Origin of the sequence: Clostridium disporicum, from assembly GCF_001405015.1 — a bacterium.
GTDB classification, from domain to species: Bacteria; Bacillota; Clostridia; order Clostridiales; family Clostridiaceae; genus Clostridium; species Clostridium disporicum_B.
This window is the reverse complement of sequence record NZ_CYZX01000001.1, coordinates 140,969-154,272: the sequence shown is the minus strand read 5'-3', so window position 1 is coordinate 154,272 and position 13,304 is coordinate 140,969. Positions and strand designations below refer to the sequence as shown.

10 protein-coding genes are annotated in these 13,304 nt (G+C 28.6%); 2 read left to right on the top strand and 8 right to left on the bottom strand.

Going from position 1 to position 13,304, the window contains the following annotated elements; translation table 11 throughout:
• Positions 1–29: 29 nt before the first annotated feature.
• The 6 genes from ARA56_RS00720 to ARA56_RS00695 form a co-directional block, all read right to left on the bottom strand.
• Positions 30–1,358: an extracellular solute-binding protein gene (locus ARA56_RS00720; protein ID WP_055262920.1), complete on the bottom strand. Its 1,329-nt coding sequence runs from the start codon at positions 1,356–1,358 to the stop codon at positions 30–32.
• Positions 1,359–1,537: 179 nt separating this feature from the next.
• Positions 1,538–2,365: a carbohydrate ABC transporter permease gene (locus ARA56_RS00715; protein WP_055262918.1), complete on the bottom strand. Its 828-nt coding sequence runs from the start codon at positions 2,363–2,365 to the stop codon at positions 1,538–1,540.
• A gap of 11 nt (positions 2,366–2,376) precedes the next feature.
• Complete coding sequence (locus ARA56_RS00710; RefSeq protein ID WP_055262916.1) at positions 2,377–3,243, bottom strand: carbohydrate ABC transporter permease; 867 nt, start codon at positions 3,241–3,243, stop codon at positions 2,377–2,379.
• On the bottom strand, positions 3,237–4,280 hold the full coding sequence (locus ARA56_RS00705) for an ABC transporter ATP-binding protein (RefSeq protein WP_055262914.1): 1,044 nt from the start codon (positions 4,278–4,280) through the stop codon (positions 3,237–3,239). Before ARA56_RS00705 ends, ARA56_RS00710 begins: the two co-directional genes overlap by 7 nt.
• Positions 4,281–4,522: 242 nt before the next feature.
• Entirely contained in the window at positions 4,523–7,471 is a 2,949-nt protein-coding gene (locus ARA56_RS00700) for a helicase C-terminal domain-containing protein (protein WP_055262912.1), read from the bottom strand.
• 213 nt (positions 7,472–7,684) lie between these two features.
• On the bottom strand, positions 7,685–8,314 hold the full coding sequence (locus tag ARA56_RS00695) for a DUF488 domain-containing protein (protein WP_055263111.1): 630 nt from the start codon (positions 8,312–8,314) through the stop codon (positions 7,685–7,687).
• Positions 8,315–8,548: 234 nt separating this feature from the next.
• On the opposite strand from ARA56_RS00695, the gene plsY reads away from it, so the two are divergent.
• Positions 8,549–9,139 carry a glycerol-3-phosphate 1-O-acyltransferase PlsY gene (gene plsY, locus ARA56_RS00690; RefSeq protein WP_055262910.1) on the top strand — a complete coding sequence of 197 codons (591 nt, stop codon included), beginning with the start codon at positions 8,549–8,551 and terminating at the stop codon, positions 9,137–9,139.
• Between the two features lie 80 nt (positions 9,140–9,219).
• Positions 9,220–9,492 (top strand): DUF1294 domain-containing protein, encoded by a 273-nt coding sequence (locus ARA56_RS00685; RefSeq protein ID WP_423230659.1) that lies wholly within the window; start codon positions 9,220–9,222, stop codon positions 9,490–9,492.
• Between the two features lie 35 nt (positions 9,493–9,527).
• Here ARA56_RS00685 and yjeM read toward each other — a convergent pair whose 3' ends face one another.
• Positions 9,528–11,045, bottom strand: coding sequence for a glutamate/gamma-aminobutyrate family transporter YjeM (gene yjeM / locus ARA56_RS00680; protein WP_055262907.1), 1,518 nt, complete (start codon positions 11,043–11,045; stop codon positions 9,528–9,530).
• A 220-nt stretch (positions 11,046–11,265) separates the two neighbouring features.
• The gene (locus ARA56_RS00675) at positions 11,266–13,290 is read right to left on the bottom strand and encodes a urocanate hydratase (protein ID WP_055262905.1); all 2,025 of its coding nucleotides are present in this window, start codon (positions 13,288–13,290) and stop codon (positions 11,266–11,268) included.
• Between the last annotated feature and the right edge of the window lie 14 nt (positions 13,291–13,304).

The window sequence follows — 13,304 nt, the reverse complement described above, 5'->3', positions numbered from 1 at the left end:
AATTATTAAATTAAATGTTTTATTTCAAACTATTGTCTGCTTATTGAAGTTTCAACTTCTGATAATAAATCTTTAACAAAAGTATCTAAATCAGTAATGTTTCCTGTAACGAATGCTGCATACTTTTCTTCAACTGATGTTCTTGCTGATTGAGCATTGTTAACAGCTGGAGTGTAGTAAGCATATTCTAAAGCTTTTTGAGCTACGTTGTAAATTTGACCATAAAGGTTAGTTTCATCTTCAATTAATGCTTTAACTGAATCTAAATCTTGAGCAGACTTTCTAACTGGTAAGTAACCTGTTGAAGTTGCAAATTTAGCTGTATTTTCAGCGCTAGTTAAGAATTTCATAAATTCATATGAAGCGTATTGTTGTTCAGCTGAAACAGTAGATGTAGCAAATAAAGAAGCACCTTGTTGGATAACAGCTTTGTCTTTACCTTCAAATACTGGAACTTCAACTACACCTATTTCGAAAGCACCATTTGTATTGATATGAGCAAATCCTGCTGAAGAACCTTGGTAAGTTAACATCTTTTGGTTAGAGAATGGACCTGAAAGGAACTTGTCCTCTCCAGCAATTCTAAAGTATCCTTTAGTAGTTTGTTCTTGTAAGAATGGCATAAATTCTCTTACCCATTCATTATCAACATTAATTGTACCATCTAATTCAACAAAGTTCATTCCACCCATTTTTAAAGTTGAAATGTAAGCATTTGAAGAAGAGTCAAATCCAAATCCAGCTATTCCTAATTCATCATAAGCTTTCTTTGAAATTTCAGCTAATTTTTCCATAGTTAAGTTTTCCATGTCAGCCATAGTATAACCTAACTTTTCAAGTAAAGTTTTGTTTACGTATAATACTTCAGTTGATTTAGTCATTGGTAAACCATAAACTTTTCCTTCTTCCCATTGAGATAGCTCTGCAATGAATGCGTCTACGAAATCATTTTTCATATCATCAGCCATACCAACGTTTTCGTCGTTTATGTATGTAGCTAAATCTACTATTTTACCTTCATTTATTAATCCTGTAGCTAAATCAGGATAAACATTTATGATTGCTGGTAATGTATTAGATTGAGAAGCTGCTATAACCTTCTTGTTAAGATCTGCAACACTTCCTTGAGCAACAGCATTTACAGTTATCCCCTTATCGTTTGTAGTATTGAACTCTTCAACGATTTCTTGTAATGTTTCAGCTTGTTTACCAGTCATGTAGTGCCACATTTCTATAGTTACAGGCTCTTGTAGTTCTGTTACTATATCAGCATTTGAAGAAGCTCCTTTAGAACATCCAACGAAAGCTGAAGTAGCAACTGCTGCAGTCATTAATACTGCTAATAGTCTTTTTTTCATTAGTACCACCTCTTGTAAAAATTTTAATTTATATATCAAGAATTCCATTTATTCCATTTTAATGAATAAAAAAAGATTAAAATTTTTTGAGCTAAGAAGTCACCTTGATTAAATCAAGGTTCCTTCATGCTCTAAAACTTTTTTAAATCATTAAATAAAATTATGTTATTCCTAATAAACTATCCTTTAATTCCCCCGATAGAAATACCACTCATTATCTTCTTATGAAGGAAAATATAAACTGCAATTATTGGCATTGTAATTATAGTTGAAGCTGCCATAATTAACTCATATTGATTTCCTGCATCAGATTGGAATGCTGTTAATCCTGTTGCTAACAGTCTCATGTTTTCTTTATTAGTAACTAATAATGGCCATAAGAATGCATTCCATGAATTTATTCCTACTAGTATACAAATTGTAATTATTGAAGGCTTGGCCATTGGAACAACGATTCTCCATAAGAATTTCCAATCACTTGAACCATCAACCTTAGCTGCATAATATAATTGTTTTGGTATCTTTAAGAAGAATTCTCTAAGCATATAGATGTACAGAACGTTTGCCATGTAAGGAACAAATAGTGCTGTATAAGTATCCATAAGACCTAACTGAGATATTGTCTTAAAGTTTGTAACTATTAAAACTTCACCTGGTATCATCATTGAAGCTAAGAAAATTGAGAATATTAAATCTCTTCCCTTAAATTCTAGATGAGAGAAAGCGAAAGCTGATAATATTGCTATTATAACTGTACTAATTATACTTAAAATCGTAACTATAATAGTATTTATAAAATATCTTCCAAATGGAGCCATTGATAATGCTGTGCTGTAATTTTCCCATAATATTTTATTAGGAACCATTGTTGGAGGTGTTTGGATAACCTCAAAACTATCCTTAAAAGATGATGCTATCATCCAGTAAAATGGGAATAAAGTAATTATAGCAAAAGCAACTAATATAAAATACTTTAAAGCTACTTTTATATTTAATTTATTCTTCATGTCCGCACTCCTTAATAATGAACTTTATTACGTGAAATTGTTCTTTGAACAAACGTAACAGTTAAAATTATTATTAATAATACTACTGCTGCAGCAAATGCTAATGGGAAATCTTGGTCCCCATAGAATCTATCAATAATATATCTAACTACTGTAGATACTGCACCATCTAGTGTACGTCCTCCAAATAGAACATAAACTTCTGTATAAACCTTAAATGCTGCTATTAAGCTGATTATATATGTATATACTATCATAGGAGAAACTAATTTAATTGTTATCTTTCTAAATATAGTTCCATCAGTAGCTTGGTCTATTTTAGCTGCTTGATAGTATTGCGGATTAATTGAAGCTATTCCTGTAGTTAAAATTAGTGTATTAAACGCTAAACTCTTCCATACTGCAAAGATTATTAATGCAAGCATTGCATATTTAGGATCATTAAGCCAGTTTACTGGATTAATTCCTACTAACCCTAACAAGTAGTTTATAATACCATACTCACTATTAAATAACCAAGACCATACTACACCAATTGCAACTAAAGAAGTTACGTATGGTAAGAAGTAAATACTTTGGAAAACCCCTCTTACTTTTTCATTTTTTATATTTACTAATGAATTTGCAAGTAATAGTGAAATACCAACAGATAATGCTGGAACTACTGCTGCATAAATACATGTATTAATAAGTGATTGTATAAATCTCTTATCTTGGAATAAGTATCTGTAACTATCAAATCCAAATACAAATCCCGGAGCTTTAGTTTCATCAAAACTTCCTACTATAGTAGTTATAATTGGATAGAAAACAAATACACCTAATATAATTAATGCTGGTAATAAATATATATATCCTTTACGCCCTTTTTTTAGCATTTTGTTACGAACGCCTCACTTTCAGCGTCAAACACATAACTCTTACCAGTTTTAGGTCTAACTATTAATTCTTCACCTTCATTGATATAGAACTCTTTATCAACTAACATCTTATAAGTTCTATCATTATGTTCTAAAGTTAATAATCTTTCTCTACCAAGTATTTCTACTGTCATAACTTTTGTTTTAAGACCTTCTGTAGCAACTTCAAAATCTTCTGCTCTAACACCTAAAGTACCTTTAGACATATCTTTTGGTAGATTGTCTATTTTTAAAGTATCAATAGTGCATTCTCCGTTGTTTATTGTTAGGTCAATGAAGTTCATTTCAGGACTTCCTATGAATGACGCAACAAACTTGTTACAAGGGTTCATATAAATATCACTTGGAGAAGATATTTGTTGTATTGCTCCATCTTTCATTAAAACTATTTCGTCTGAAATACTCATAGCCTCTTCTTGGTCGTGAGTAACGAATATAGCAGTAACCCCTGTTTCTTTTTGAATTCTTCTTATTTCTTGTCTAGTTTCAACTCTTAACTTAGTATCTAAGTTTGAAAGTGGTTCATCTAGTAATAAGATATCTGGATTCTTTGCAATAGCTCTTGCTATAGCAACTCTTTGCTGTTGTCCTCCAGAAAGTTGTGCTGGCTTCTTATCTAATTGATCTTGAATTTTTACTATCTTAGCAACTTCAAGAACTCTTGCTTCAGCCTTAGCCTTGTCCCATTTTAAGTTCTTTAAAGGGAACATTATGTTTTCTCTTACAGTCATGTGAGGATATAGTGCATAGTTTTGGAAAACTAAACCTATTCCTAATTTTTCTGGATCTAATCCAGTAACATCTCTGTCTCCAAAGAATATCTTACCACTGTGTGGCTTATGTATTCCTGAAATAGTAAATAATGTTGTTGACTTACCAGATCCTGAAGGTCCTAATAATGAAACAAGCTTACCTTTTGGTATTTGTAATGTTACATCATTAATTGCCTTAAAATCTCCAAACTTTACAACTAGATTTTCTAGTTTTATACCCATTTGTAATTCACCTCATGCCTAATTTTATACAAATATTAATTACTAAATGCAAAAAAGCTTTCGCACATCTAACAGAATACGATAAATTTCGACCTTTTGTCAACGCTTTTTAAGCAAATACAAGATATTGTATTTTTAATATATTTTTATTTTCCAATATAAGTATTATTATCCCACTATTATCCTTTTAAGCTTTGATATTTTGTCATAAATTACAAAAAAAGTTGTGAGCATTTTATAGTTCACAACTTTTTATTTTTAATGTCTTGTAATTTTAATTCAATTATCTTTTCATTATTTTTAAACTTTGATATCTCTTTCATAGCATCATTTTCTATACATTCCCAATACAAATTCATCTTAAAAGAAATATCATTAAAGCTATTCTTAATTTTATTAATATCTATTTCTTTAATAATGCTATTAAAATTTTCCTCATCCCACCTATTAAAATCAAGAGATATATTATTTACTATTTCTTTGCTCCATTTTTCATTGATACGAGGACCATTTAAATCTCCTTCTAATTTTCTTAAAGTCTCACTATTGGTGCCTCCATCAAGAATTATAAAATATCCATAATCATATATACTCCTTACTAATCGTCCATATCCCTGTTTAACTTTGATACACACTTTAGGGTAATTGTATCCACTATAATAAATATTCGTATACGCTTTTAAAGCTTTATATAAAGGATCAGTAGGATTTATATTAGGAATTTTATCTATTATTACACAATTTAAAGAATCACCTGGAATGTCTATTCCTTCAAAGAATCCTTTACTACCTAAGATTACAACCTGTCTATTTTTATCTTTTAAATATTGTATAGCCTTTTTATTATCGTATACCTCTAAAGCAGTACCTTTAGCATATTGAATTAATCTATTCATTACACTTTGTCTTCTTAAGTTATTACTAAATAAAACTAGCATATGCCCTTTTGTTTTTACAGCTAATTCATAAATGAATTTTGCAGTATTATTAGCAAATATATCCTCATTCTTATAAGAACCTATGTCTTTTACTGTAAAAATTTTAGTTCTATCTTTTAAATTAAATACTGGCTTTATGAAAAAGGTATTCGCTTCTTGTTGACCTAATATTTTTTTAACTTCATTAAATGAATTATTAATTCTTAAAGTAGCCGAAATAAAAACTGTGCTTTTAACTTCCTTTAACATATTTTCATTAATTAACTTAGCTATGTTTAACGGTATATTCTTGATTATAAAATACCTATATTCCTTATCTATTTCTAACACTTTTGCATAATCTTTTGAAAACTCTAAAAAGTTATCAATTATCTCAAAAGAATCTCTAAGTTTCATAACATAATTACTCAGCACTCTATATTCGTTTCCAGAATCTTTTTCATCTTCATCTAGTATACTTTTCATGTAGTCATCTAAAACTTTATAAAGTCTATAGATACTTAATTTGATATTACTTAATAGTTCTTTAATACTAGATAACGATTTTTTCAATATTTCTTCAGAATTAAAAAATTCATCACTAAAGTTGTACTGTCCATTTTTTAGGCCTAGTCTTCTAAACTCATTTAGTATAAAAGCTAAATTAATTTCTACATCTTTTGATTTATTAATTATATCATCTGTATCAATATGATTCTTATAGTTATATAATCCATTCAACCTTTTTAATAAAAATATAATAGATGGAGTTGTTTCATTTATTTGCTTTAATAACTCTAAAAACTCAAATGAATTAAATTCTTCCGAAAAGAAATCATATGCTTTTTCCATTAAATTATGAGCCTCATCTATAATTAAATGATTAATTTTTCTTTTTTCTGAATATGGCCAACTAGCTAATAGGGAGTGATTAACAACTGTAATGTTCTCTTTTTGTAATTCATTATATCTATTCTTCAAATAGCATGTAGTTTTACATCTATCTAAATTACAATTTTCACTATCACAATTAATATGTATCTTATATTTATCAATTTTAAAATGATTTAAGGCCCAAAAATTAATATTTTCTAAATCACCACTAATACCATCTTCTCCATATCTCTTTAAGAATATAAAAGCAAGCAAACTCATATCATCATTGTCAAATTCTTTAGATTTTTTAAGTCTTTCCATACAAATGTAGTTTCCTTTGCCTTTCATAGCTCCAAAGTTTATTTTATTATATAAATTTAATTTTCTAAGCATATTAGGGATATCTTTGTCAATTAATTGATTCTGCAATTCTTTTGTATCTGTTGAAATTACAAAATTACTATCTTCATAATTTTTATTTTGCTTATTTAAATAAGCTGTAATAATAGCAATTAAAAGATATGCAAATGTCTTTCCACTCCCTGTTGGTGCTTCAATAAATATTCTTTTACTTTTCTCATAGTTATTTCTTATCTGTAAAGAAATAGACTCTTGATCTGCTCTATACTGATATTTAAAATCTCCACCGTTATTCCATATTTCATTATCTCTTAAAAGTTTTTCATATCTTTCATAATCTATATCAATTTTGTTCATTCTTAAAGGTTTAAATAAACGCTCCTTAAATAAAACATAAGGATAATCAATAAAATCAAACATAATTGGTTTTAATAAGTACTCTTCCCATTCCCACGAAGGTCTGTTATTAAACAATTTCTTTATGTCATTATATAAAGCATTAACTTTATTATTCTCTTCTTCTTTTTGCCACAATCTGCACAATAACGAATTAACAATTAGCATAGTATGAATTGAATCACTAAGTCCTCGATGTCTTTCCTTTTCTCTTATTGTAGTAATCTCACTTAGAAGATCTTGAATATTGTAAGACTTTCGATTTGGTTCTAATATACATGCTAATTCCATTGAATCTAACATGTTATTGTTTATATCTGGAAAGTAATATGAGAAAAAAGATTTTTCAAAAGATTTATTATGACAAATTAAAGGCAACTCCTCAATAAACTCTTTCAATATACTCTTGGCTTCTTGTAGTTCATACCCATTATCTAAATCTTCTTTTCTAAGTCCTTCACATAGATGATATATACCTTTTGGAACATCTTTTATAGGTTTAATTAAAATACTTATTTCACTTTGTATAAAATCCTTAATCTTTATAGCTCCAATCTCAATAATTTCAGAACTAAGGGGATCTAATCCGGTGGTTTCTATATCTAGATACACTACATTATTTAAAACACTTTTATAATTCATAAAAAACCACCTCCTTTATTTTATTTGAATAGTCTTTTAAGTATATCTTTTGCTTCATATTTTAAATTTTTATAAAAGTAATTAGAAAACAACTTGAAATTCTCTGTGTTCTCAATTATTACATCACATGCAATAAAGGTTACCATAGCCAAGTCATCCCATTTATTCATATTTTCACTCCCATAGTATATTCATTATACTATATTATGAAAGTTAAATTTTCTTTGTTACATTTAAATTTTCAACTCTAAACCCAATTTCTCTATTTATCTTTCTATAACTATCTATAAGTTTCTCTTCTCTACTTTTTTCACCGTTTAATAATAAATCCATAGTAATTTGTTCTTCATTAGGATAATATCGTTCTAACAACCTTTCTTCTAAATCTAATTGGGATGAAATAGTTAAATCATCTTCTATATGTTTAACATTAAAACCTCTTTTATATAAATCTCTTCCAACAAGAGCAAATCTATGACAAGTAACAGGATCTTGTTTAGCGCCTAATAATGCTATAGTATATCCCTTTGCTAAACCGTTCTTTAGTCTTTCAATCCCTTCTATAAAACTTGGTTCATTAATAACCTTTTCAAAATCTGAATAACCTTCCCATGTATAAATTATTTTATTATCTCTTTGTGCAGCAAACTCTCTCCCCATATAAATATATTTAAATCCTAGCTCTTTCAATGTAATGCCTAACGCTTCTTTATTATATTGAGTATTATATTTTGAATAAGGAGTTCCTCTTATATCAACTACTACATCTATTTTAAACTTTTTTAACATTTCAACAAATCTCTCTATAGAATAATTAGAATGTCCTATTGTATAAATATCTATCATAAACTTATCCTTTCTTTAACTAACAAATCTAATTTTTTTATCTTGTTAAAATATAGTCTTAATTTAATTTTTACTATAAATTCTTATATTATTTATAATATCGAGTAGATTTTAAAGTTATAATATTATGTTTCTCTTGCATATTTTCAATATCTAAAATAATATTATATTTATAAAGATATCATATTATTTTATTTTTATTAATATTTAGAATTAACAAAGGAGTTTAACATGCTAGCATTATTAATTATTTTTAGTTATCTTATGGGATCTATACCTAGTGGATACATTATAGTTAAGAAAAAGTTAAATAAAGATGTAAGAGATTATGGAAGTGGAAATATTGGCGCTACTAACGTTGGAAGAGTTGCTGGTAAAAAAATAGGTAAAATAACAGCTATACTAGATATGTTAAAAGCTATTGTCCCTGTCGTTTTAACACAAATACTTTTAGCTAATAATATATTAACAACTAATAAAAGTTTAAGCTTAGGGTTAGTTGCATTAGCAGCAATACTTGGACATAACTACACTATTTTCTTAAAATTTAAAGGTGGTAAGGGAGTTGCAACTTCAGCTGCAGCATTTATGTTTATAGTTCCTAAAGCTTTCATAGTTACAGCGATAGTTTTCTTTGGCTTAAAACTTTTTACAAAAATAGTTTCTATTAGATCATTAACTGCTGCAGTAGTTTTATGTACTTCTACATGGCTTTTTGGTTATGATAAATACTTGATTATATCAACATTTATAGCTGCTGCACTTTGTTTTTGGAGACATAGAGCTAATATAAAAAGATTAATAGATGGAACTGAAAAATAATAATACTTTTAAAAATTCTTAAGTTACTTTATACTTAAGAATTTTTCTTTATAACCAGTTATATATAATTATTAGAAGAGGTGAATAATTTGATTAAGTATTTTACTATATATTTTATTATAATAAATTTCGTATCTTTTATATTAATGTACATAGATAAGAGACGCGCTATAAAAAAAGAATGGAGAATAAGTGAACATACACTTATATTGATATCTTTATTAGGAGGTTCAATAGGCTCCCTTATAGGAATGTATACTTTTAGACACAAAACTAAGCACCTAAAATTCAAAGTAGGAATTCCAATAATTCTAGTAATTCAGCTACTTGTAATAGCTAATATAATTAGATAATTTAAACTTTCGTAGTATATAAAAAAGAGCTGCTATTAAGCAACTCTTTTTTTATCTTTATTTTTTTCTTTTCTTTCAAAATTCGAAATTAGTATAAATGCTATCAATCCAAATACTATAGGACCTGCTAATTGGAATATTGTTGAAACGTAGTCTTTAGTTTCAATAGCTGGTTGAATTATTGTGAAGAAGTTTGCAAATCCAACTGTTATTGTAACTATTATCGCCCAAACTGTAGCCATTGTTTTACTCTTGAATATAACAAATGGTTTTTTAATATTATCATTTTTCTTAAAGTAAATAAAAGCTATAGCTAAGAACATAGTTGGTATTGTCATAGACACGTTACCCATAAGTATTAAGTAATCTAAGAATTTATCTGAATTACGTCCTCCAAATGATGCAATTAGTATTATAGCTATAACTGCTATACCTTGAACATACATAGCTTTAACTGGCATTCCATTCTTATCTAATTCAGTCCAGCTTTTTGGCCAAATTCCCTTTGGAGCTCCTTCAATTAATTGTTTTAATGGTGCATAAATTAATGTAAAGAATGCTCCAAGTAATGCTAGGAACATTGCAAGCCCTATATATCTAGCAAACCATGTACCCATTATTTCTATTCCATTCGGTGACAAGCCGAAAACCTTACCTAATTCTACTCCTAAGTTTTTAATAACAACATAAGAAACATTTGCCATTGTAACATTAGGATTATTTAATACTGCATCCCAATTTGTAAAGAATCCAACTGTAAGTATTGCTAAAGAATATCCAACACCAATAACTATTGCTGAAATCTTAATCCCTTTCGGAAATGTTACTTGAGAGTTTTCTGTTTGGTCAACTAATCCACCAACTGCTTCTAATCCGCCATAAGCAAAAATAGCGAAAACTAAGAATCCTAACACACCAAGAATTGATCCATATGCTGGATTTGGTGAATGTGTAAATTGTTCTAAAGTTATAGGTTGTGCAAATTTAAATTTGTTTGCACAAAGCACAATAATTGAACCAACAATCAGTACAACATTAGCACTTGTTACAAAAGCTCCTCCAACTGAAGCTACTTTTGAAATACTGTTCATTCCCTTTGATGATAGGAATGTTATTACTATAATAAAACATATACCTAGAATTCCAAGTGTTTGTGCTGAGTTTAGGCCAAATAATGACCAAGTAGATGTTTTATCTGCACCAAATATTAGGTTTGATAGAGGTACCCATATAGAAGATGATACACTTACCATCCATACTATATAAGAAGAAAACCACATAAATGTCCCAATAAATGCAAATTTACGTCCTACAGAGCTTTCCATCCATGAATATATTCCACCTTTTTCATCTTTGTAAGCAGCACCAAACTCTGCCATCATAAATGCATAAGGAATAAAGAAGGCAATTGCCCCAAAAATATACCATGGAATAGCTGAATATCCCATAAGGTAAAATGCTCTTGGAATATTGTTAAAACCAAATACTGATGTAAAAATCATAAGTATAAGAGCCATTAAAGTTAATTTAGATGTACTTTTTTTACTTCCCATATCTTATCTCCTCTTTTGTTTATTAAAGTGTAATTCCACAGAATTATACTTTAAATTTAATAATAGCAAACTTAATCATTATATTCCATCTGATACATTAGCAAATATCTAATGAATTAACGTTTTCATTAAAATTATTTACTATTATCTTTATCAGAAGTCTATTTTTTATTCATATTATAGATATCAAAATTTTTACGATAATAATTTTGACAAATTTTTAATAATTAAAATGTTTTGTTACAATACTTTCAATAAGTTCATTTGATGATAAAATAGGTAAGGTTATATGATCTTTATTTTTATTATTAATATTATAATCAATGCTTGTAGTTATAGAGTTTTCATTTCTAGCCCAAGCTCTTCTAGCTACACCTCCCATAACATCCCAAAGGATAGCTGAATTTATTACTTCATCCACATAGAAACTACCATCTAAAACTAATCCAAATCCACCATTTATAGCTTTGCCTATACCAACTCCACCACCATTATGAAGAGCTACTAAACTCATACCTCTCGAAGCATTTCCTACATAGCATTGAACAGCCATATCAGCCATGATGTTACTACCATCTTTAATATTAGACGTTTCTCTAAAAGGTGAATCTGTTCCACTAACATCATGATGATCACGGCCTATCATTATTGGACCTATTTCACCATTCCTTATCATTTCATTAAACTTTAAGGCTATGTCTCTACGACCATAAGCATCTTGATATAGAATTCTTGCTTTTGTTCCAACTACCAAATTATTTTTCTGAGCATTTTTTATCCAAACATAATTATCTCTATCTTGTGCTCTCCTATTAGGATTAATACATTCCATTGCTGCCTTATCAGTTTTTATTAAATCCTCTTCTTTTCCACTTAAACATACCCATCTAAAAGGGCCATAACCATAATCAAAAAGTTCAGGTCCCATTATATCTTCTACATAAGAGGGAAAAATAAAGCCATCCTTTTCATCTATTCCATTTTTAGATATTTCTTTAACACCTGCATCAAATATAGCTTTCATAAATGAATTTCCATAATCAAAGAAATATACCCCTCTGTTACATAATTCTTTTATTAATTTGAAATGGTCTTTTAGTGTACAATCAACTAATCTTTCAAACTCTGCTCTTTCTTCTTTTAAAAGTCTAGTTCTCTCTGCAAAATCAATTCCTCTTGGGCAGTATCCACCATCATATACAGCATGACAAGATGTTTGGTCAGATAAAAGGTCTATGTTTTTATTATTTTTCACAACATATTCTAGTAAGTTTACTATATTTCCATGATAAGCTATTGAAATAGGTTCTTTTCTAAATTTATATTCTTCTGCAATCTTAAATACTTCATCTAGATTATTAGATACAATCTTAATCCAACCCTGATTGTATCTTGTTTCAATTCTTGAATAATCAACTTCTGCAATTATCCCAACTGCTCCAGCTATTTCTGCGGCTTTACCTTGAGCTCCACTCATTCCACCTAAACCAGATGATACAAAAATATAACCACTTAAATCTTCATCCTCTTTAATTCCAAGCTTTAATCTTCCTGCATTTAATATGGTATTAAAAGTTCCATGCACTATTCCTTGAGGACCAATATACATCCATCCACCTGCTGTCATTTGGCCATAGTTTGCTACACCTAATTGCATAGCTCTATGCCAATCTTTTAAATTATCGAATTGTCCTATCATAATAGCATTAGTAATTATTACTCTTGGTGATTCTTTTCTTGATTTAAAGAGACCTACAGGATGACCTGATTCAATAACTAAAGTTTGCTCGTCTGTAAGTTCTTCTAGATATTTTTTAACTAAACAATACTGCATCCAATTCTGAAACACTTGCCCAGTTTCTCCGTAAGTAACAAGTTCATATGGATATAAAGCTATGTCAAAACTTAAATTATTATCTATCATAACTTGAAATGCCTTTCCCTCTATACATTTACCTTTATATTGGTCTATAGGCTTACCATAAATCCTTTCCTTAGGCCTAAATCTATATCCATATATCCTTCCTCTAGTAGTAAGTTCTTCTAAAAATTCTGGTGCTATTTCTTCATGCAATTCTTCAGGAATATATCTCAATGCATTTCTAAGAGCTAACTCTGTTTCTTCCTTTGTCAAATTAAATCCTCTATCTGGTGCTCTTCTTATACCTTCTTTAAATATAGTCTTATCTGGCAATACATTATCTAATTTTATATTCATTGAATTATATATATCTTTATTATTCATAAATCTCAACCTTC

Bases quoted from the DNA above. Each gene is read 5' to 3' on its own strand.
- ARA56_RS00700 (WP_055262912.1), bottom strand. From the start codon at position 7,471: ATGAATTATAAAAGTGTTTTAAATAATGTAGTGTATCTAGATATAGAA.
- ARA56_RS00715 (WP_055262918.1), bottom strand. From the start codon at position 2,365: ATGAAGAATAAATTAAATATAAAAGTAGCTTTAAAGTATTTTATATTA.
- ARA56_RS00675 (WP_055262905.1), bottom strand. From the start codon at position 13,290: ATGAATAATAAAGATATATATAATTCAATGAATATAAAATTAGATAAT.
- yjeM (WP_055262907.1), bottom strand. From the start codon at position 11,045: ATGGGAAGTAAAAAAAGTACATCTAAATTAACTTTAATGGCTCTTATA.
- ARA56_RS00705 (WP_055262914.1), bottom strand. From the start codon at position 4,280: ATGGGTATAAAACTAGAAAATCTAGTTGTAAAGTTTGGAGATTTTAAG.
- ARA56_RS00710 (WP_055262916.1), bottom strand. From the start codon at position 3,243: ATGCTAAAAAAAGGGCGTAAAGGATATATATATTTATTACCAGCATTA.
- plsY (WP_055262910.1), top strand. From the start codon at position 8,549: ATGCTAGCATTATTAATTATTTTTAGTTATCTTATGGGATCTATACCT.
- ARA56_RS00720 (WP_055262920.1), bottom strand. From the start codon at position 1,358: ATGAAAAAAAGACTATTAGCAGTATTAATGACTGCAGCAGTTGCTACT.